Raw genomic sequence first — 22,305 nt, forward strand, 5'->3', positions numbered from 1 at the left:
GATCCAGCGATAAGACACAAAAGTGTGAAAAAGTTTAAAACCGGGACTAATTTGGATATTGGAGTGAGGATAAAGTCTTACATGTTCGTATTTACCTTTGTGATTAAGGTCGTTTGAACTATGTATGAAATGAAGAATTATAACGATATAAAGAAGTATAGGTATTTTTGTGGCCCCGTTCCATTGGGTGCTGTTACTATAATGAATTGTTCAGGGGGAATACCGATTTGAGAATCCATATTATGAACCTGCAAGACGGAGACCGTCTGACTGCGGATACATTCAGCGATGCAGGATTACACGTTCTCGGGAAGGGAACAGTAATCAGAGGTGAGGATATTACCTTGCTTATGCAGCACCGTGTAGATTATGTAGATATTGAATCACGCGAAGAGGAAATCACTGAGGCAGAATTTTTTGCTGCAGCCGCCAAGCATGCTTCCGGGTTAAGTACAAGTACGAAGGAAGAGCCGCCAGAAGAAGAGATGAAGTCCCAATTTATTCAGACCGTACATAATTATCAAAATGCTTTTCTTGAAGCTCTGACTGTTGGCAAGTTCAACGCCACCATGGTGGATGATGCACTGCAACCGATGGTTGAAGGACTGGATGAGCAGAAAGATGTCGTCCATCTCCTGATGATGCTGGAGCGGGATGATGTCAATAACTATACACATTCAATTCAAGTCGGATTGTTGTCCTTCTACCTCGCGAACTGGCTTGGATATTCTCAAAAAGAGAGTTATCAGATTAGTCGCGGTGGTTATCTGCATGACATTGGAAAGTGTAAAGTCTCCCACCGGATTCGGAACAAAACAGAACCGTTGACAGCGGACGAGCAGCTTGAAATGCAGCGTCACACGATATATGGACATGAAATCATCAAAAATTCCATGACGGATGAAGCGACAGCACTGGTTGCTCTGCAACATCACGAGCGGGAAGATGGGTCGGGTTATCCAATGCAACTTGAGAAAAGTGAAATTCACCCCTATACCCAGATCGTATCTGTAGCTGATATCTATATCGGCATGAGATCCGGGAGTCACGGGGGAAGCAATCCAAACCTCATCAACAACCTAAGAGATATTTATGGAATGGGATTTGGTAAATTGAATGAAAAGCCGGTTCAGGCATTGATGCAGCATTTACTTCCTAATTTTATCGGAAAACAAGTCCTGCTCAGCAATGGAGAAAAAGGTGTTATTGTCATGAACAATACGTCTGATATTTTCAAACCGCTCATCAAAGTGGAGTCGGAAGAATATCGCGATCTTTCCAAAGAGCGTACGCTTGCCATTGATGAATTGCTTATTTAATATCGGCAGCCTTTGCTATTCTGCCAATACATGAAAGACGGGCCTCCTGTACTAAGACAGGGGACCCTTTTTTTTGTTATATCCCTTTTGCTGTGTTGTTCGACCAACGAAGCAAGGTTATACTTTGCAAAGACCTTATTTTTCCTGCCAAGGAGCGATCGTCATGATTGAAGTGACAACAGAGATTACGATACTTGCCTCGATTGAACGATGCTTTGACTATGCCCGGGATATTGACCTACATACACAGACTGTCTGGAAACATACGAGAGAACGAGCGGTCGCTGGAGTAACCACAGGAAAAATTGGAGCCGGGGATACCGTTACCTTTCAGGCCACCCACCTGGGTGTCAGACAGAAGTTGAAGTCCCGAATTGTGCAGTTTGAACGACCGTTTTTATTTGTCGATCAGATGGAGAAGGGGGCTTTCAAGAGCATGCGACATGAACATCATTTCAGCGCAATTGGAGAACAGATGACATGCATGAGAGACACGCTGCGGTTTGAAGCACCACTTGGATTGCTAGGGTGGGCAACGGAGCGACTTGTGCTGAAGAGATACATGCTGGCATTTCTGGAGAGTCGTAACCGTAAACTTAAAGTGATCCTTGAGCAGTATCCGGAATTGAACGAATAAAGGAGAGAAGACTTTTGATGGATAATGAGTATTATGTAGGTTGGGGCACCCTTGCCTTGATTAATGCCGGACTTGCACAGGGAAAAAACAGAAGTGGTCGAAACTGGTTTCTGATTTCCCTGTTGTTGGGTCCTTTGGCAACCCTCTTTATTGTGGTGTGGAATAAACTGGACTAATTCAACGATCGAGATTCCGATGCATATGACGATCAATCATCCAGAACAGAAGTGCGGCTGCACTAACACCCGCACCTAACCAGCAAACCGCTGTCCAACCCGCCCATGCATACACCTGGGTAGAAACGATGGAGCCGGTTGCACTGCCGATGGAGTAAAAGATCATATATGCTGCCGTCAGGCGGCTCTGTGCTTCGGGACGAACTTCGTAGATCAGGCTCTGATTGGTAACATGTACGGCTTGCACGGCGAGATCGAGCAGGATAACGCCGAGGATCAGGAACCACAACGAGTGATGGACATAGCCGATGGGCAGCCAGGACAAGAGCAGAATGACAAGAGAGATACCGGTTGTTTTTTGCCCAAGGCCCCGATCGGCGAGTTTACCTGCACGGGCAGCGGCCATTGCTCCGGCCGCTCCTGCGAGACCGAATGCACCTATAAGCGTATGAGACAGGGACAGTGGAGGGCTACTTAGTGGCAGAACCATGGAAGTCCACAAGATGCTGAAGGCTGTAAAAATCAGCATGGCTAATACACCTCGTACTCGTAATACACGCAACTCACGATACAGTTGCAAGACAGAGCTGAGTAATTGGACATAGCTTTGTTTTACTTGTGGGGACTGTTGCCTTGGGAGAACAAGATATAAGGCGACAACTCCGAGTAAAGTAAAGCTGGCAGAGAAGAGATACACCGATCTCCACCCGAGCCAATCGTTAAGCGTACCTGCAACCGTTCGTGCAAGTAATATGCCAATGACGATTCCACTGGTGACCTGCCCGACAATGCGACCACGTTCGGTAGGGGCTGCCAAGTGTGCAGCAAAGGCAACCAATGTCTGTGTAATGACCGCGAGTAGACCTACGACAGCCATACCAGTGAATAAAAGTGAGCTGGACTTTGCGGTTCCTACCAGAACCAGTGCAAGTACGGATAAGAGCATTTGGATTATTATCAACTTGCGGCGGTTTAAGAGATCCCCGAGCGGAACGAGAAGGAACAGCCCCAGGGCATAACATATTTGAGTCACTGTGATGACGATCCCTATGGATGATGGAGAGAGGTTGAACTCTTGAGCAATGGAGTCCAGCAAAGGCTGAGCATAATAAATATTGGCGACCGCAAGTCCGCTGCACACGGCAAAGAGAAGAGCAACTAACCTTGACATGGCAGGACGATCCTTATTGGATAATTGTGCATCTGGAGAAGAAATTTGCATGAATGGTTGTCACCTTTCTATTCTGTACTGATTGGTATGATATGTTTCGGGATAACCATACTTTATTTGCATGAACACTGTCAACAGAGAATTGGACGAGAGTTTCGAAGTAGTTAAAAACGCTTTTTAGCTGGACTTATTTCATTTCAAATGAGTGATCTTTGACTTATTTATTGTTATGAGATTACAATATAAATATACTGAACGATACATAAAGAGGTGGAATGTATGGTTAGACAACGGGAATTTGATACGGACAAAGCACTCGATGCAGCAATGCATACGTTTTGGGACAAGGGGTTCGAAGCGTCATCTTTGAGTGATTTGACGACCGCAATGGGCATTCAACGTCCCAGTCTGTACGCAGCTTTTGGCGATAAAAAGGAATTATTCGAAACCGCACTTCGCAGGTATACCACGCAGCATGCGGCCCAAGTCAGAGCCAGACTTCAACAGGGCTCCACGGTGCGAGAAGCCTTCCGTGGGCTGTTTGAACATATTGGAGCTGAAGGGAGTGTAACCGAGCCTAGTCATGGCTGTTTTTGCATTAATACGATGGTTGAGCTGGCTCCACATGACCCCAAATTCGCTGTCCTCACACGGGAGCATCAGATGTATCTGGGTGTTCTTTTCAAGGAAACGATAGAAAGAGGCCAACAGAGCGGGGAATTGTCCGCTGACTTGAATGCGAGTGCGGTAGCACAGTCTTTGGTTGTATCCATGATTGGACTAACTGTACTGATGAAATCAGGACCGGACCGCTTGTTTGTAGAGCAGAGCATCAAGGTTACGCTGTCTTTGCTGCAGTAATAGGGATTTATTCTGTTTAAAGTGATGCGGAGTTGCTACAATATGTTTAAGAAGTGAGCAGATATAGGAGGAGATCAGGGATGGATACGAAGTTGCGCTGTGCAATTTTGGATGATTATCAAAACGTTGCGCTGACGTCGGCAGACTGGAGTTCGTTGATGGATCGGGTGGAGATTCAGACATTCAACAACTATATGGGCTCGGAAGAAAAAGTCATTCAAGAATTGCAGGAATTCGATATTGTGGTCCTGATGCGGGAACGTACACCATTTCCGGAGAGGGTTATTTCGCAGCTCCCTAAGCTGAAACTTCTGATTACAAGTGGCATGCGTAATGCGTCCATAGACCTTAAGGCTGCGGAGCAAAAAGGGATCATTGTGTGTGGAACCGAGGGAAGCTCTAATCCACCAACGGAACTGACGTGGGCGCTAATACTGGGACTGTCCAGACAGCTGGTTACGGAGAATAATGCACTTCGCTCCAATCGAAACTGGCAGAGCACTGTAGGATTGGATCTGCATGGGAGAACACTTGGATTGCTCGGTTTGGGCAAGATAGGCACTCGCATGGCTGAGATCGCACAAGCATTTGGCATGAATGTGATGGCCTGGAGCGAGAATCTGACACGAGAGAAAGCCGAAAAACATGGTGTCATTTGGTCCGAGACCAAGGAGCAACTGCTTGCACAGAGCGACATCATATCCATTCATCTGGTATTAAGTGATCGTACGCGCAATCTGATTGGACAAGCCGAATTTCAACAAATGAAATCGAGTGCGCTATTCATTAATACGTCGCGAGCGGGTATTGTTGATCAGGAAGCTATGGTAGATGCATTACAGCGTGGTTTGATTGCTGGCGCAGGTCTGGATGTATATGAGCAGGAACCGCTGCCGGTTAACCATATTATGCGAACTTTGCCCAATGTCCTGGCTACACCGCATCTGGGTTATGTGACTCGTGGCAATTATGAGATCTATTATAGTCACACCGTAGAAAACATAGCGATGTTCCTGAACGGAACACCGATCAGGCAAATGCTTCCTTAGAAAAAAACGGTGCTGAATAAAGACGTAGCTTTAGATATATGGGATTATAGACAAATAAGGTGCTGCCAGGAAAGAGTTAGACCTGAGCAACACCTTTTTAGAGTATCTGTGTAGCAAAAAAAATCTAACTGTGTCGTCCTCGCTGGGAAGAATGAATCCTGGCGACGCTTGATTCACGAACGATTAAGCGTGGTTCGAATTGAATGTGTTCGTAATCGGTCGTGTTCATCTCCCGAATCCGCTTTAACAACAGTTCGGTAGCAAGTCTGGCAACCTCCTCACCCATAATGGATACAGAACTAATCTGCGGAGACGAGACCGTGGTCCACTGATTGTTATCTACACCCACTACAGCCACATCTTCAGGTACACGAACCCCCAACTCCTTGAACCGATTAACCAATCCGATGGCAACCATATCATTAATGGCATAGACTGCATCTGGCATATGCGTAAGTCCGTAGAAATAATCTGCAGCATTGGCACCTGTATTCAAGGAAAAGTCCTCACCAAAGTAGACGAGAGAAATGTCCACATGGCCTACAGCTTGCTCATAAGCACGGAAGCGCTCTTCAATAATGTCTTTGGGTGCACCGGCATAGGCGATTCGCGTCCGCCCAATTTTGAACAGATGCTCCATGACCAGTTTGCCTTCGGGTTGAGACAGAGAGACGATATCTGCCCTCATTCCCGGTTCCAGTTTCTTGCCGTAGTTAATCATAGAGATGGGGAGCGGGGCTTTATCAATCAGTCCGGGTAACGTTTTGGGATAGGCCAGAGGCATGAAGATCAATCCATCTACATGCAATTTTTTCACATTACGTATTGTCTCCAACTCGGTACGGGCATTGCCTGCCGTATTGATCTGCACGACATGGTAACCATGCTGCTTCGCCGTTTGCTCAACAGACCATGAAATCTCCGGAATAATGGCGTTACGTATGTCGGGTACAACGAGCGCGATCTGGTGCGTTTGCCGGATTTTCAGACTCTGTGCGGAGGTGTTGGGTACAAAACCCAGTTCTTCAATGGCCTTCATCACCTTATCTCGTGTTTTACTGCTTATGCCTTCTGAATTGTTGATGGCCCGGGATACGGTAGCGATGCCCACGCCGGCACGCTCAGCCACGTCCTTGATCGTCAGTTTCTGTTCTTTCCTCAATGTACGTTTACCTCACTTTATCGGAAACGATTCCGAATATTTAGGGATATGTATGCACTTCGCGATAAGTATATAACTTAATTATAACATTTGAGCTATGAAGTATCCTATGATTGGACCACATTTATGCCGAAGTATGATTATATTTCATTCCGTCTGCAGTATTATTTGCCAGGATATATCTTAATAACTTGGATTAGAGCGGTTACACAATACCGCTAAAATAACTTTAATAAAAGTGTAAGCGTTCTTAATTAAAACTCGATATGATCACAAAATAGACATATTAGTGTAGAAATATGTTTGACAGCGTATCTAAAATGTGACATATTTAATTTACGGAAACGTTTCCGATTATACTATAAATTATGATCTGGGAGATGAAATGAATGAAAGCATTACGTTGGCACGGAGTCAAAGATTTACGTCTCGAAAATATTAACGAACCTCATCCTGAAGAAGGTAAGGTCAAAATAAAAGTGGAATGGTGCGGCATCTGCGGCAGTGACTTGCACGAGTACACAGCGGGTCCAATTTTTATTCCGGCTCAAGCACCGCATCCGCTAACAGGGGAACAAGCGCCTGTAGTCATGGGGCATGAATTCTCAGGACAGGTGGTTGAGGTAGGGGAAGGCGTTACACGCTTCAAGGCGGGCGATCGTGTAGTTGTAGAACCGATCTACGCATGTGGACACTGCGAAGCTTGTAAACAAGGTAAATACAATCTGTGCGATAAAATGGGTTTCCTTGGACTCGCTGGAGGCGGAGGCGGATTCTCCGAATATGTAACTGCTGAAGAATACATGGTCCATGCCATACCGGATTCAATCTCGTATGAGCAAGGTGCACTGGTTGAACCTTCGGCTGTAGCACTTCACGCTGTGCGCCAAAGCAAGCTGAAAGTGGGCGATACGGCAGCCGTGTTTGGTGCTGGCCCGATTGGATTATTGGTCATTGAAGCACTTAAGGCCTCGGGAGCTTCTGATATTTATGTTGTGGAATTATCGGACGAACGAAAAGCTAAAGCGGAAGAACTGGGTGCGATTGTGATTGACCCAACACAGTTCAATGTCGTAGAAGAAATCCATCAGCGTACACAAGGTGGCGTTAACGTAGCTTATGAAGTAACCGGTGTACCACGTGTGCTGCAACAAGCCATCGATTCCACACGTATTGGTGGAGAGTTGATGATCGTAAGTATTTTTGAACAGGAAGCACCGATTCATCCGAACTCTATTGTTATGAAAGAGCGTACGGTCAACGGTATTATCGGTTATCGCGATGTGTTCCCGGCAGTCATCAGTCTGATGGATAAAGGTTTCTTCCCCGCAGACAAGCTGGTAACCAAACGAATCTCGTTGGATGAAGTGGTGGAACATGGTTTTGAAGCACTGCTAAAAGAGAAAAATCAGGTTAAGATTCTGGTTAAAGCAGAATAGAATCCACAAGATAGTAAGAACGAGTAGACAACACATCAACAGATGTGGTTGTCTACTTTTTTTTGTCCAGATCGGGCGAAATTTGTTGCATGTACAGATGGTTTTACATAGTATGAAAAGATACAAATTGTATCATCTCGGTATGAAGGGAATCATTCTGAAAATATGAAGGAGGAAGCGGACATGCAGAGACACAAGAAATGGACAGCCGTAATTTTGACCATCGTTGCAGGAATGAGCTGGATGCTCATGGGCAATTCCAAACCGAAAAATAACACGTCAACTAGTCAACCACCTGCTACGGAACGTCAGCTTGCCAAGGTGTCGAATGCACCGATCATTTCAGCGGATGTAACATCCAAGATAGAACTGCTGGGAAGGCCTTTTACCAAAACACCATATGCCAATAACGTCTGGGATATGCAACTGTACAACGGCAAAATATATTTGGGTCACGGGAACAGCAGTAATCTGGGCGTAGCGCCGAATTCAGGCCCTATTCCGGTCATTTATTATGATACAGCGAACGCGAAATTCAAGACCCAGTCGGTGACCAACAGCAACCCTGGCATTTTGCCATCGACGAAGATGTATGTGGATGAGGAACAGATTGACATTTACAGAGTGCTTAACGACAAGTTATATATTCCTGGTAATGATTCGGATAGTGAGAAGTGGGAACTCGGCAATTTCTATCGTTTGGATGGAGAGGTTTGGACCAAATATCGTAATCTTCCACTCGGAGTACACGTATACGATTTGGCTTCCTATCAAGGCAAGATGTTTGCCGCGCTAGGTACAGAGTCCAAACCAACGATATTAATCTCTCATAATGAAGGTGAAACTTGGCAGAAATATGCAACAATCAATACGTTTGGCTTCCGGGCTTATACCATGTTCCATCTTAATGGCAAATTATATGCATCTGGCATGATGTATCCGGCCAATAAAATATGGAATGACAAAACCAATATCCTGGAGATCAATGAAAAGCTTGAGAAACGGGACGTTGTCATCTATGGAAACAAAATGCTGCCAGGACTCACTTATCAAACGGGCACCATTCCCTATAATAAAATAGGCAAAAATATTAACTTTAATAATAAGTTGCTCTATATAGCGGGAGGGGTGTTCAATGATGGACAACTGCTGCCCAAATCCTTGAATGTTATGACAGATATTAACCAGGCCAAACGAGTTAACCTGCCAGATGCCAAGGCGCTTCCTACGGATGTACTGTTGCGTGATGGTAAGGTATATGTGCTTACGTACACGCGTCAAAGTGCCAATCTATATATCAATCGGGTCTACCAATCCACGGATCTGACAACATGGAATGAGATTTTACGGTTTAGTCAGGACACGTATGCCAAGTCATTTGAAGAGAACGGGGGCGACTTCTACTTTGGTCTGGGTACCGATCCCGATGTGTTATCGACTTCATCGGGGAAATTGCTTCGAGTGAATCGCAATGATATCCCCGTAAATGCTAATTAAATTGGAAGGAAGATTATGGATTATATACTATGCGACATCCACATTATTGGTGACCGGGAAAATCCGTTAAGATGCATCAGAGTGCAAGTCAGACCGCTTCGGTAGAGTGATCAAACTGAGGCTGCCGTTAAGGTAGCTTTCTTTTTTTATCTAAAAGATTAGTTCGAATGACTCACTTCGAAAATTTGAAAATAAAATTAAGAAACTATAGAATGGATAGAGAAATAATCCTAAACCAGTCAACGGAGTTACTAATGTTATGATATACAAAAGCATGTCGCATTTCACATGAATGCGAAAGTTCCATACTTCCAATTGCAAAGGAGCAGTATACGATGAACGTACTTTCAGCATTATTTAAACCTTTTACCTCGGACAAGCTAACCTTGTCTAATCGAATCGTTATGGCCCCTATGACTCGCGGATTCTCACCAGAGGGCGTACCTGGACCGGAAGTTGCTGAATACTACCGTCGAAGAGCAGCAGGCGGAGTAGGACTTATCATTACGGAAGGTACAGGCATCAATCATCCTTCTTCGGTCAGCGGAGCGAGTATACCATTGTTCCATGGTGAAGATTCGTTGCAAGGATGGGCTAATGTAGTTAAAGCAGTGCATGAAGCGGGTGGCAAAATCATGCCACAATTGTGGCATGTGGGTACAGCACGTCGTTCCGGTGACTTGCCTAACGCAGAAGCTGAACCTGTAAGTCCGTCAGGGGTTAGCATGGCAGGTGAGCCATCACGTGAACCATTAACAGAAGAGGAGATCCAAGGTCTTGTGAAGGCGTATGCCCAAGCGGCAGCGGATGCACAGCGAATCGGGTTTGACGGAATTGAATTGCACGGAGCACATGGATATCTGATTGACCAGTTCTTCTGGGCGCAGACGAATCGAAGAACCGACAAGTATGGTGGTGATTTGGTACGAAGAACCCAATTTGCGGTTGAAGTGATTGAAGCTTGTCGTGCTGCGGTTGGTCCTGATTTCCCAATTGTGCTCCGGTTCTCCCAATGGAAGATGGGGAATTATGAAGCACGTCTGGTGGAAACGCCGGAGCAATTGGAGCAATTCCTGGCACCACTCAGTGCTGCTGGCGTAGATATATTTCATTGTTCTACACGGCGGTTCTGGTTGCCTGAATTCGAAGGATCCGAGCTGAATCTCGCGGGTTGGACACAGAAAATCACAGGCAAACCAGCCATTTCGGTTGGATCGGTAGGGCTTGAAGCTGAATTTGTGGACAGAGCGACCGAGAACCAGGGAACAGGGGATGCCCATTTGGATTTACTAAATGAGAAGCTGGAGAATCATGAGTTTGACCTGATCGCCTTGGGTCGCGTTCTGCTTAGTGATCCAGAATGGCCTGCCAAAGTTCGGGAAGGTCGCATATCCGAAATCATTCCATTTACAACGGAAGTGTTGCAAACCCTTCATTAATTGAAGGCTAAGAACGTTTCGCAAAAAAAGTGAACCAACGCCGAATGGTGACGATTTACAACGAAAAATGAAACGAAAACAAAACATAAACGAACAAATAGGCCGCCTTTGGGCGGCTTTTTCACCTACCTATACTTATAATTTCAACATATGAAAAATTCACAATAGAAAAACATTTTCCGCACCGCTGCACCTGTTTATTACTCCCATACTTCACACACGAGCATAGTCACAACACCATTGAAGTTCCACATCTCAGGTTCTATAGCAACCAATTTTTTCGCTGCATATTATGTCAGCACAACGATTCAATCCTCAGAAGCGCTCATTTTGAAAATCATTCACCTTGTGATAAGGTTACTCCTGAACCTTTGAATTACCAAGACGAGATTACATAAGGAGGATGAATATCCTTGTACAACTATAGTTACACCTCGAACAAAAAATGGAGAAAACCACTGCATATGATATGTCTTCTGCTGGGGATCATTCTGCTTTTATCGGCATGTGGCCAAGCACAGAAACCTTCCTCCACAACGGACTCGAATACCGGCTCCAATGCTGGCTCTAACTCAGGGCAATCTTCCTCATCGCCGGAGCAGAATACCGCTCCACCGCAGGAAGAAGTACCAGAAGAAGTCGATCCGGTGCAGGAGCAGCTCAGTTCATTAACGTTAGAAGAGAAGATTGGACAGATGATACTCGCTGGTGTTCAGGGTACAACGCTGGATGATCAGGCCAAACAGATGATTGCGGATCAGAAGGTAGGAGGCATTATTTTCTACGCCAACAATGTAACGACGCTTGAGGGAACAGCCAAGTTTGTACAATCCATCAAGGAAACGAATCAGTCCAATCCGGTACCCATCTTCATGAGTGTGGATCAGGAGGGCGGCAAAGTCAGCCGCATGCCGGAGAACGTGGAATCCATTCCATCCAACCAAAAAGTAGGCCAGACAAAAGATAGCGCGCTCGCTGAAACGATGGGAGAATTGCTGGCCAGACAAGTCCAGCTTGCAGGTTTTAATGTGGACTTCGCTCCTGTGCTGGATGTGAACAGTAATCCGAAGAACCCGGTGATCGGTGATCGTTCATTTGGCAGCTCGGCAGACCTGGTATCGCGTATGGGGATTGCGGAGATGAAAGGTCTGCGTAATGAAGGCATTATTCCCGTAGTGAAGCATTTTCCGGGTCATGGCGATACGTCCGTGGACTCCCATCTGGATCTGCCTGTTGTGAACAAAACGGAAAAACAACTGGCTGAGCTTGAATGGATTCCGTTCCAGGCCGCAGTGAAGGAGCAAGTGGAAGCAGTCATGGTAGCACATATTCTGTTTCCGAAGCTTGATCCCGATCATCCGGCTTCCTTATCTGATGTCATCATTGGTGAACATCTGCGCGGAAAATTCAAGTATAACGGTGTCGTCATCACAGATGACCTGAGTATGGGAGCAATCGAGAAGAACTTTAAGTTGAATGAAGCTGCACTAGCAACTGTTAAGGCAGGTAGTGACATTCTTTTGGTAGCTCATAGTTATGAGAGTGCCAAGACGATTTTTGATACATTAGTAAGTGCAGTGAAGTCAGGGGACATCTCCGAATCCCGAATCGATGAAAGTGTATATCGTATCCTGGCATTGAAGCAGCAGTATAAATTAACGGACAAACAGCAACCCAATGGAGACTTGAAGCAGCTGAACGCAGATATTGTGGACTGGCGTAATCAAGTCGATGCTCGATAATACAACCTGTGTTATGATTTTGACAGAGGTGAGATCCAACCATGTATACCATTATGATTGTAGAGGACGATCCCAAGATTGCGGGATTATTGAAGTCACATATTGAGCGTTATGGAGATAAGGCCGTTTTGGCCGAGGATTTTGAGATGATTGTGCAGCAGTTTGAACAGGTACAACCGCATGTTGTGCTACTGGATATCAATTTGCCCAGCTATGATGGTTTCTACTGGTGCCGCCAGATTCGTACATTATCTACCTGCCCAATTCTGTTTATCTCCGCCCGGAGCGGAAAGATGGATCAGGTCATGGCACTGGAGAACGGAGCGGATGATTATATCACCAAGCCATTCGAACACGAGATTGTTATGGCCAAAATTCGGAGTCAGTTACGCCGGGTGTATGGGGACTATGCCGCACGTGATGAAGAACGCAAGGTGGAACTGGACGGCTTGGTCGTTTACTTGGAAAGACTGGAGATTCAACTTGGCGATCGCAAAGTGCAGCTGACGAAGAAAGAAACCATTCTGCTGGAAACGTTACTGCGTCGCAGTCCCAAGCTGGTAAGCAGGGAAACGATCCTGGAGAAGCTGTGGGATGACTCTTTTGTAGATGACAATACACTCAGCGTTAACGTTACGCGGGTTCGTAAGCGATTAGCCGAGCTTGGCATTACGGATGCACTGGAAACGGTCAGAGGTTCAGGTTACCGATTGAACAACAACTGGAAGGCTTCCTCTCCATCATGAGATTGTTTATTCGTGAACATCTCGCTTTAACTTGCTGGGTGGTTGCTATCTTGTTCACCGTGGTGGCGGTGTTCTGGTATGACGGTTATAGTGATTGGATTACCGCTGCTTATGCTGTAGCGTTGGGATTATTTTTGTATGTTGGCTATTTGGTCTATCGTTATTATTCACATCGCTCGTTTTATGAACGAATATCCAGATCGATGGATTCGTTGAAGGAATTTGTACCTTTGAACGAAACAAGTCCATTATCACAGGCATTGGAGAAGTTGCTGGATTCACAATACGGACAGTATCATGCTCACCTGCATCGACTGGAACAGCGACAGCAAGAATATCTGACGTTTATGAATCAGTGGGTACACCAGATGAAGACACCATTGTCGGTCATTGAGTTGACCTTGGAAGATCAGGAGGATGACGATCCTCGGCTCATAAGCATTCGGGAGGAAGCGGACCAAATGAGACGTGGATTGGAGACTGTGCTGTATGTGGCCCGTTTGGATACCTTTGAACAGGATTTCACTGTTGAACCCGTAGTACTGAAAACTGCGGGTGAGGAGGCAATCCATGAGCTGAAGCGATTTTTCATTCGCAATCATGTCTATCCAGAGATGCATATCGATTCCTCACTGGTTGTGCAATCCGATGCCAAGTGGATTCGTTTTGTCTTAGTACAGCTACTATCTAATGCGATCAAGTATTCTTCGGGCAGCGGGCAAAAAATTCATATGCGGGCATATGAATCAGAACGCTCCATCCTACTGGAAGTGCAGGATCAAGGCATCGGGATTCCAAAGTCCGATCTGAACCGGGTATTTCAGCCTTTCTTCACTGGGGAGAACGGACGGCATTTCAAAGAGTCCACTGGCATGGGGCTGTATATTGCAAAAGAAATACTGACCCGAATGAATCATCAGATCAATCTTGAATCCGTGTACGGTGAAGGAACAACTGTCCGAATTACATTCAGCTCCTGAAGTGGCAGGTGGAAGACGAGAGTGGAACGTGTGAATTTGGGCTGAAGCATGATGAGTATTAACATAATGATGTGTCAAATGGATATGAAGACGTCTATTGCCTGGTTGAGGCGAAGGCGTCTTTTTGGATTTTACCATGCAACCTTACAACATTGTCATGTTGATGAAAGGTTAAACCATAGGAGAATGACCGAAACTTCGATAGACTGTAGTCATGAAGATCACAGGAAAGGCCGCACTTATTATGCAGACACACAGCATCAGCGTATCTTAATTTTCGAATTCACTTTCATTAGAGGAGTTGTAACTATGGAGATTTGTTCTGTCAATCAGATCAGTAAAATCTATAAAGGCATCGTGTCCTATGAAGCATTATCCGGCATCGATCTCAGTATTCAGAAAGGTGAGTTTGTCGGCATTATGGGACCATCCGGCAGTGGTAAAACAACGCTGCTGAACATGATCTCCACAATCGATCATCCGACATCAGGAGAACTGCGGATTGCAGGGAAGAATCCGTTTGAATTGAACCAAGACGAACTCGCGCTCTTTCGGCGCAAAGAGCTGGGATTTGTTTTTCAATCGTTTAATCTGTTAAATACCCTGACAGTCAAGGAAAATATCGTGCTGCCACTGACGCTTGACGGCGTTCCCTTAGCAGAGATGAACACACGTGTAGAACAGCTGGCAAGCAAGCTGGGAATTGAAAGTATTCTGAACAAACGAACCTATGAGATATCGGGTGGACAGGCACAACGTACAGCCATTGCCAGAGCACTCATACATTCTCCGAAACTGATTTTGGCGGATGAGCCAACAGGTAATCTGGATTCGAAGGCGGCCAGAGATGTGATGGAGATCCTCGAAACCCGCAATCAGGAGGATCAGGCGACGATGCTGTTGGTCACTCATGATGCAGTAGCTGCAAGTTATTGCAGTAGAGTCGTCTTTATCAAAGATGGAAAGCTATACAATGAGATTCACTACGGCGATAATCGGGCAGCCTTTTACCAGAAGATTATTAATGTATTATCCCTAATGGGAGGGTCAGGACATGAATTTTCGCCAGTTCGCCATTAATAACGTTGTTCGCAATAAACGAATTTATCTGGCTCATTTTCTGAGCAGTACATTCTCTGTCATGATCTTTTTCACCTACGCATTGCTATTGTTCCATCCCGATCTGAAAGAAGGCTTAAAGGGTTCCAATGGAACGGTTACTTTACTTGCCAACCAGGGGTTTATGATTGCGGAGATCATTATATTCATCTTTTCATTCCTGTTCCTGCTCTACTCGGTAGGTTCATTTCTGAAGACACGCAAGAAGGAATTTGGCATTTTCCTGATCATCGGCATGACACGCAAACAGATGAACCGGCTCTTATTTATGGAGAATATGTGTATCGGATTAGCTTCGATTATTACCGGTATTGGACTGGGAATTGTTTTTGGCAAATTGATTCTGCTGATCTGTGGCTCTATGCTGGCTGTTGAGAACAGCCTTCGATTCTATTTTCCGCTGAAAGGCATTGCCTTGACGGCTGGCGCATTTTTGCTGCTGTTTGTAGTGATTGCCATGTCATCATCCTTACTCATACGGAAAGGAACACTTATTGACCTTGTGAAATCAGAGGAAAAGCCAAAACCGGAACCGAAAGCATCACGTCTGCTCGCCTTGTTATCCCTATTGTTCATTGGCGGAGGTTATGCTGGGGTATTCACCTTTGTCTGGGTAAGCTTCTCGTTTCCGCTATTAATGGCGAGTGTTATGGTCGTTATTGCAGGTACATACTTACTGTTCACACAGCTCAGTGTGTACGTTATCCGAGCCCTCAAAGGCAACTCACGGTTATTTTTCCGTAAAACCAATTTGCTCTTTCTTTCAGAACTTACGTATCGAATGAAAGATAACGCGATTATGTTTTTCATGGTAAGTATCATTTCGGCTTCTTCATTTACGGGAATTGGCACCATGCTTGCGATTGCTGACCCGGGTCTGTCATCCATGTCGAATCCGTACGCATTCAGTTATATGAATATGTGGGATACTCCCAACTCCGAGCGACATATTCGGCAGATTGAAGAGACGTTGATTGATCATCAAGTTCCCTACGTGAAGGGCAGTTATGCTCCTATATCTGAAAATAATAATGGAGAGATTATCAAATTAAGTGATTATAACCGTTTGGCGAAGGCACTTGGGTATGAAGAACGTGCGTTGAAACAGGTCGATGAGTCATTTATGACACCAAGCAATTTGGCGGTTCGCAAGAAGTACCGTGAACAGGCTGAACAAGGATTCTCCGGAGCGGAGGTCAATCTGGAGGTGGATAGTCAGCGCGTACCTGTTCAGCTATCGACACCTGGTACCGAGATTGTGATTCCTTATCAAGGTGAAATTAATCTCTACATCGTAACTGACGAATTGTTTAATCAGATGAGGCCTGCGTACAACGAGGAAGTTGGCATGCCTGAAGGTTTCTATTCGAGGCGAACGGTCCAATTTATCGTGAAAGATTGGATGGGTACACGGAGCTTTGCTCCTGAATTAATCGAATCAATTCAACAGAATCATTCCAATAGAGGTTACTTCCAGGTGAGTGCACTAGTGGTGGATTGGCTCAATTCGAAACAAACGAACGGAATTATCCTGATCCTGAGCGGACTGATTGGCATTGTTTTCTTCACCTTTGCAGCAAGCTTCACCTATTTCAGACTCTATGCAGATCTTGAACGGGATGAAGCGCAGTATCGCATGATTGGCAAAATGGGACTCAGCCGCCCCGAACTTCGTAAGATTGTGACAAGGCAGCTATTGCTTATGTTCTTCCTGCCGATTCTGATTGCCGTTATCCACAGCTCGGTTGCCTTCGTAGCATTGCAGCAGTTGGTTGATTTCTCAGTCTTCGGATACAGTCTGCGCATCTTCATGGTGTTTGCTTCCATGCAGATCCTGTATTTTGCACTCGTACGCTGGCGGTATCTGCGTCATATGTATGCCAAGTTAGTCTAAAAATGAATGTCCCAACAGACACCGAACTCATGGCTCGGTGTCTGTTGACTTTTCCATCCAAGGCACAGTACTATTTCATTAGATACAGAATGTATCATTACATCGTTTCACAATAGGGAGGACATATATGAGCATCACGTTGTCTCGTGGACAGGCTTACATTCAACGATTGAATGATGAGCGGAATGTATGGCTGGATGGTGAGCGTATCCGGGTAACCCGCCATCAGGCCTTTCAGGGAACACTTCAGACCATAGAAGGATTATTCAATCTGGTGGATGACCCGGAGACAAGGGAAACTGTGGCCTATTGGGACGAACAAACGGGAAGTTACGTTCATCGCTCCTTCCATGTGCCCCGTTCACTTCTCGACGTGAACAGCAGAGCGGGGGCTTTTCGGCTTTGGTCTGAGCGGACGTATGGGGTAATGAGCAGACTGTCTGATTATGCTCGCTCCCGCCTGACCGGTTGGTATGCAACACGACATGAGATGACAGCATATGATCCCGCATTTGCAGGTAAAATATCGACTTATTATGAACAAGCCAAACGAAAAGATGCCTTCCTGACGATTGTCCAGCGGGACCCTCAGATTAATCGTTCCTTGCCTGTTGGGGAAGATGAGGATGCCATGCTGCGAATTGTGCAAAGCAATGCGGAGGGCGTGGTGATCCGCGGAGCCAAAATGGTTGCAACGGCTGCGCCGTATGCCGATGATATCATTGCGTATCCCGTTCAACGAATTCCAGGCCACCTGCCAGAGCTGGCCCATATGGTAATTGTAGCCGCGGACAGTCCGGGCTTGCACATGATGTGTCGAGAAACATTCGCGGCAAAAGATTCGGATAGATCACATCTACTAAGTGCCCAGTATGATGAGATGGATGCTGTGTTATTTTTTGACGATGTATTTGTGCCCTGGGAATGTGTATTGCTGCACAATAACCCTGAAGCTGTATGGCAGATTCGCTGTAATACAGCTTCGTCCAGTCTGGCTTATCATCAGAGCGTTATCCGATTACACTCGAAACTGGAGTTCATTACAGCCGTGACCTCCGCCATTGCCAAGGAGATCGGGGTGGACTCCTTCCTGAATGTGCAGGAACAACTCGGTGAGATGATTAGTCAGATGCAGACTATTGAGGGACTGATTATTGCCGCTGAAGCACAGTCCAAGCCTGACACATACGGCAACTGGCTGCCGGAATTCAAATATATTGAAACCGCACGTAATCTGGGCAATCGTTATTATCCGCGCGCAGTGGAGATTTTGAAGACGATTGCTGCGGGTGGTCTGATGCAGATTCCTTCAGGTATGTTTGAGGGCAATGAAAGGATAGGCTCCATGATGAACAAATATCTTGGTGGAGTAACGTTGCAAGCCCCGGAGAAGATTCGTCTTTTTCAATTGGCATGGGAACTGACCGGAAGTCCACTCGGAGCAAGGCATGATCTGTATGAACGTTTCTACGCCGGTGATCCTGTGCGCAACCGGGCGGTTCAATATGTGCAATATGACAAGGAACGTTTATTGGCCAGAGTTGAACCGTGGCTTCGTTCGGGTAAGGCATGATCTGATAATCTAATACGGACAGTCTGCAAGAAGAATGAACAGCTAGAATACATAAATGAGACAGTCTTATTTTTAGTTAACCTGCTCCTAGAGCCTTGGCCAGTGTCAGGGCTTTATTTCTATTTATTTAGATTATCTTTAGAAATGATTTAGGTTGAATTAAGAGACGTAGTATATAGTAATAATGTAGAGATAGGCATAGAGTATAGGAAATGAGAGGAATAACATGAGATACACCGTATTAATTGCAGATGACGAACCAGAGATTGTTGAACTGCTTCAGCTCTATCTGGAGAAGGATTATACCATTAAGACTGCCGTGAATGGGGCCGAGGCGCTACAATGTATACGTTCAACACAGATTGATCTGGTCATACTGGACATCATGATGCCTGTAATGGACGGATTGCAGTTAATTAAGCAGATCAGGGCTACGCATCACATGCCTGTGCTATTCCTGTCCGCCAAAAGTCAGGATCACGATAAAATCCTTGGACTCGGACTTGGGGCAGATGATTATATAGCGAAGCCGTTCAACCCGCTCGAGATTGTCGCCAGAGTAGAGGCATTGCTCAGAAGAGTGAATCAATTTGATGCAGCGGAGATCCCCGCTGCCAAAGAAGAGAATCTGGTCTTAGGTGATCTGACGCTGGATCGATCCCAATGTATGCTTTTTCGTTCAGGAACAGCTGTAACATTAACCTCTACAGAGTATAAAATTATGGAATTGTTGCTTGATCAACCTGGCCGAGTGTTCACCCGTAAAAAAATATACGAAGCGGTCTGGGGCGATTATTATGCGCACGAGGACAGCACCATCATGGTACATATCAGCAACATTCGGGAGAAGATCGAGCGTGATTCCAGACAACCGGAATATCTCAAAACGATAAGGGGACTGGGATACAAAATTGAAGCGCCCATGGAAAGCTAGAGAAAAGCGACTGTTGCTGACATCCCTGACACTGGATTTCTTGCTGTTCAACTTCTTTTTGCTGTTACTGGTATTGATTGTATACCTTATAGTGTCACTGGATGTCGTGGATTTCCGCATTTCGGATCAGGTCGTTGATCCAGAGCTGAATGTTGAAGCCCACGTGTATGTGGCAGAGCTGGAAAACGAGTTTTACTCCGGTGGAGGTTCGGTGTCGAGAGGGAAGGATACAGAGATTCAACGTCTCAAGGACAGCGGGGGTTGGATTGAGATTCTGGATGCGAATCGTAACGTCATTCATCATGTGGGAGACAAGCAGGATTCGTTCACCCAATACAGTGAAGCCGAGCTGTATGCAGGACTGGAGAACCGAAGCGACCAACCGTACTATTACTCCATCACTTCGTTTTCGGCAGAAGGACCGCCAACGTATGTGTTGCTCAAGATCCCGCGTGATCTGGTCAGCGTAAGGATTAATGATAATCAGTTGATTACCAATCTGAAGCACCCGTTATCCTTTTACATTATGATTGGTATTGGTTTAGTTTTGTTGTTGATCTTTGTATATAGCTATTGGGTCGCACGGAGAATCAAAAAGCCACTGGGTATTCTCTCCTCGGGTCTTACGCAGATGATTCAGGGAAATTATAGTACACGGATGTCGATCTCTGCCGAGAGGGAGTTTGTCCAGATTGGTGAGACCTTTAACTACATGGCGGACGTTATTGAGAACACCTCTGCGGAGAAACGTTATGCGGAAGAGAGCAAGCAGCGACTGATTGTAGACTTATCCCATGATCTAAAGACACCGATAACATCTATACAGGGATATGCTCAGGCTTTGGTGGAAGGACGTGGAGAGGACAAGGACAGGCAGCAAAGATACCTGGGATACATCTATAACAAGTCCGTTCAAGTTGCACGCATGATTCAGAATATGCTGGAGCTGCTCAAGGTGGATTCGCCTGATTTCCGCATGCAGATTGAGAGAAGAGAAATTGGAGAATTCGTGCGCGAGATTATGGCAGATACGTATGGGGAAATTGAGCAGAAACAGTTTGTCCTTCATGTGCTTGTTCCTGATGAGGAGATCTACGCGAGGTATGATCCAGAGCTGCTATCCAGAGTCATTCAGAATCTGATCACCAATGCGCTCTCGTACAATCCGATCGGAACAGAACTGCGCGTGGAACTCATTCCGCTGGATACCCATGTGGTGATTGAAGTAGCAGATACCGGGGTTGGCATACCTCAAGAACTGTGGTCAACCATTTTTGACCCGTTTGTACGAGGGGATGAGGCGCGGACAGCGACCGGAGGTACCGGACTCGGATTGTCCATCGCACGGCGCAATACGGAGAAAATGGGTGGACGGCTGATCCTTTCCGGGCGTGGGCGAGAGACAACCGTGTTTACCATTCAGATTCCAAATTAAATTAGAGAAGAAATGTCCATGTGGAGGGGAAAATTTTGTTCAAAGGAAATACGTTTGTCCGGTTCAGTATCGCACTGGCGCTGATATTGGTTAATATCTATTTATTATCACGTGTGAGCTTCATCTTTCAGCCGCTTGTCACCATGATCACGGTCATTACCGTACCGATGATGTTGTCCGTGTTCTTTTATTATCTGCTAAGACCGCTAGTGAATTATATGGAGAAAAAGAAAATCAATCGCACACTAAGTATTTTGCTAATCTACTTGGTTATTGCTATTCTGGGTGTATTCTTCATCATTGGCTTATGGCCATCGTTACGTGAGCAATTGGTGAATCTGGTCGATAACGCACCGAATCTAATCAATTCATTAAGTGAACAGCTGAGAGAGCTGGAGCAGAATGGTGCCATTCAAGCCTTGTTCCCCGAGGGCTCAACACCTTTCTCTCAGATTACGGAGTATATCAACAAAGGATTTAACTTTGTGACCAACTATGTAAGTGGATTTTTCTCACTCGTTTCCAGTTTTGCGATCATCTTGTTTACATTACCGATCCTTTTGTTCTACATGCTGTTACAAGGTGAGAAATTTGGCCGTAAACTGGCCCATATCGCTCCAAAACGTTTCCAAAATGACAGCCGTGAAGTTGTGCTTGAGATTGATCAGGCCCTGAGTGGTTTTATTGTGGGTAGAGTCTTGGTAAATCTGGCGCTGGGTGTACTGATGTATATCGGTTTCCTGATTATTGGACTGCCGTACGCATTACTGCTCACAGTAATCGCGGTCATCATGAACTTTGTTCCGTTTATCGGAGCGATTGTGTCATCTGTCCCTATTGTGATCATGGGTCTCGTGGTATCGCCATCCGTTGCCATCTGGTCTCTGATTATTATTCTCGTCGCTCAGCAGATTCAGGACAACCTGGTTGCACCGTACGTATTTGGCAAAAAGCTGGATATTCACCCGCTTACGACGATTATTCTGGTCTTGGGTGCAGGGGACCTGGGTGGGATTATTGCCATCCTGATTATTATCCCGGTGTATATGATCGTTAAAATTCTTTTGGTTCGAATCTATACTATGTTCTTCAAGGACAAATGGCAGAATGCCTAGCATGTAAATTATTCGAA

Annotated in this window: 19 protein-coding genes; 17 read left to right on the forward strand and 2 right to left on the reverse strand. The window is 45.6% G+C overall.

The annotated features are described in order from the left end of the window. The first annotated feature begins 227 nt into the window (after positions 1–227). The 3 genes from NLBNIHML_RS00115 (at position 228) to NLBNIHML_RS00125 (ending at position 2,132) form a co-directional block, all read left to right on the forward strand. Positions 228–1,319 (forward strand): HD-GYP domain-containing protein, encoded by a 1,092-nt coding sequence (locus tag NLBNIHML_RS00115; protein WP_339242137.1) that lies wholly within the window; start codon positions 228–230, stop codon positions 1,317–1,319. Between the two features lie 163 nt (positions 1,320–1,482). Next, positions 1,483–1,956, forward strand: coding sequence for an SRPBCC family protein (locus NLBNIHML_RS00120; RefSeq protein WP_494353461.1), 474 nt, complete (start codon positions 1,483–1,485; stop codon positions 1,954–1,956). Positions 1,957–1,970: 14 nt separating this feature from the next. Next, positions 1,971–2,132, forward strand: coding sequence for a hypothetical protein (locus NLBNIHML_RS00125; RefSeq protein WP_339243262.1), 162 nt, complete (start codon positions 1,971–1,973; stop codon positions 2,130–2,132). Between the two features lies 1 nt (position 2,133). Here the strand turns inward: NLBNIHML_RS00125 and NLBNIHML_RS00130 are convergent, their stop codons facing one another. After that, the gene (locus tag NLBNIHML_RS00130) at positions 2,134–3,354 is read right to left on the reverse strand and encodes an MFS transporter (protein WP_494353462.1); all 1,221 of its coding nucleotides are present in this window, start codon (positions 3,352–3,354) and stop codon (positions 2,134–2,136) included. A 228-nt stretch (positions 3,355–3,582) separates the two neighbouring features. On the opposite strand from NLBNIHML_RS00130, the gene NLBNIHML_RS00135 reads away from it, so the two are divergent. Both NLBNIHML_RS00135 and NLBNIHML_RS00140 read left to right on the forward strand, forming a co-directional pair. Next, positions 3,583–4,164, forward strand: coding sequence for a TetR/AcrR family transcriptional regulator (locus tag NLBNIHML_RS00135; RefSeq protein ID WP_494353463.1), 582 nt, complete (start codon positions 3,583–3,585; stop codon positions 4,162–4,164). 80 nt (positions 4,165–4,244) lie between these two features. Beyond that, positions 4,245–5,213, forward strand: a complete 969-nt coding sequence (locus tag NLBNIHML_RS00140) for a D-2-hydroxyacid dehydrogenase family protein (protein WP_494353464.1) — start codon at positions 4,245–4,247, stop codon at positions 5,211–5,213. 124 nt (positions 5,214–5,337) lie between these two features. Here NLBNIHML_RS00140 and NLBNIHML_RS00145 read toward each other — a convergent pair whose 3' ends face one another. Beyond that, entirely contained in the window at positions 5,338–6,375 is a 1,038-nt protein-coding gene (locus tag NLBNIHML_RS00145) for a LacI family DNA-binding transcriptional regulator (RefSeq protein ID WP_494353465.1), read from the reverse strand. Between the two features lie 389 nt (positions 6,376–6,764). Between NLBNIHML_RS00145 and NLBNIHML_RS00150 the strand changes: the two genes are divergently transcribed. The 12 genes from NLBNIHML_RS00150 to NLBNIHML_RS00205 all read left to right on the forward strand — a co-directional run bounded on the left by NLBNIHML_RS00150 (position 6,765) and on the right by NLBNIHML_RS00205 (position 22,288). After that, the gene (locus tag NLBNIHML_RS00150; RefSeq protein WP_339242147.1) at positions 6,765–7,814 is read left to right on the forward strand and encodes a 2,3-butanediol dehydrogenase; all 1,050 of its coding nucleotides are present in this window, start codon (positions 6,765–6,767) and stop codon (positions 7,812–7,814) included. 183 nt (positions 7,815–7,997) lie between these two features. Further along, a complete protein-coding gene (locus NLBNIHML_RS00155; RefSeq protein ID WP_494353466.1) occupies positions 7,998–9,311 on the forward strand; it encodes a hypothetical protein in 1,314 nt (437 codons plus the stop codon). A gap of 335 nt (positions 9,312–9,646) precedes the next feature. Next, complete coding sequence (locus NLBNIHML_RS00160; protein WP_494353467.1) at positions 9,647–10,750, forward strand: NADH:flavin oxidoreductase; 1,104 nt, start codon at positions 9,647–9,649, stop codon at positions 10,748–10,750. Positions 10,751–11,163: 413 nt separating this feature from the next. Then, the gene (gene nagZ, locus NLBNIHML_RS00165; RefSeq protein WP_494353468.1) at positions 11,164–12,492 is read left to right on the forward strand and encodes a beta-N-acetylhexosaminidase; all 1,329 of its coding nucleotides are present in this window, start codon (positions 11,164–11,166) and stop codon (positions 12,490–12,492) included. A 41-nt stretch (positions 12,493–12,533) separates the two neighbouring features. Then, positions 12,534–13,238 carry a response regulator gene (locus tag NLBNIHML_RS00170; protein WP_339242153.1) on the forward strand — a complete coding sequence of 235 codons (705 nt, stop codon included), beginning with the start codon at positions 12,534–12,536 and terminating at the stop codon, positions 13,236–13,238. Continuing rightward, on the forward strand, positions 13,235–14,218 hold the full coding sequence (locus NLBNIHML_RS00175; RefSeq protein ID WP_494353469.1) for a sensor histidine kinase: 984 nt from the start codon (positions 13,235–13,237) through the stop codon (positions 14,216–14,218). Before NLBNIHML_RS00170 ends, NLBNIHML_RS00175 begins: the two co-directional genes overlap by 4 nt. 309 nt (positions 14,219–14,527) lie before the next feature. Further along, positions 14,528–15,298: an ABC transporter ATP-binding protein gene (locus tag NLBNIHML_RS00180; protein WP_339242156.1), complete on the forward strand. Its 771-nt coding sequence runs from the start codon at positions 14,528–14,530 to the stop codon at positions 15,296–15,298. Further along, positions 15,273–17,231, forward strand: a complete 1,959-nt coding sequence (locus tag NLBNIHML_RS00185; RefSeq protein ID WP_494353470.1) for an FtsX-like permease family protein — start codon at positions 15,273–15,275, stop codon at positions 17,229–17,231. The genes NLBNIHML_RS00180 and NLBNIHML_RS00185 overlap by 26 nt, the downstream gene beginning before the upstream one ends. 127 nt (positions 17,232–17,358) lie before the next feature. Next, positions 17,359–18,804 (forward strand): 4-hydroxyphenylacetate 3-hydroxylase family protein, encoded by a 1,446-nt coding sequence (locus NLBNIHML_RS00190; RefSeq protein WP_339242160.1) that lies wholly within the window; start codon positions 17,359–17,361, stop codon positions 18,802–18,804. 226 nt (positions 18,805–19,030) lie between these two features. Beyond that, positions 19,031–19,738: a response regulator transcription factor gene (locus NLBNIHML_RS00195; RefSeq protein ID WP_494353471.1), complete on the forward strand. Its 708-nt coding sequence runs from the start codon at positions 19,031–19,033 to the stop codon at positions 19,736–19,738. Then, a complete protein-coding gene (locus NLBNIHML_RS00200; protein ID WP_494353472.1) occupies positions 19,716–21,173 on the forward strand; it encodes a sensor histidine kinase in 1,458 nt (485 codons plus the stop codon). Before NLBNIHML_RS00195 ends, NLBNIHML_RS00200 begins: the two co-directional genes overlap by 23 nt. A 35-nt stretch (positions 21,174–21,208) precedes the next feature. After that, complete coding sequence (locus NLBNIHML_RS00205; protein WP_339242165.1) at positions 21,209–22,288, forward strand: AI-2E family transporter; 1,080 nt, start codon at positions 21,209–21,211, stop codon at positions 22,286–22,288. Positions 22,289–22,305 lie beyond the last annotated feature (17 nt).

The organism is Paenibacillus sp. JNU01, assembly GCF_059130585.1.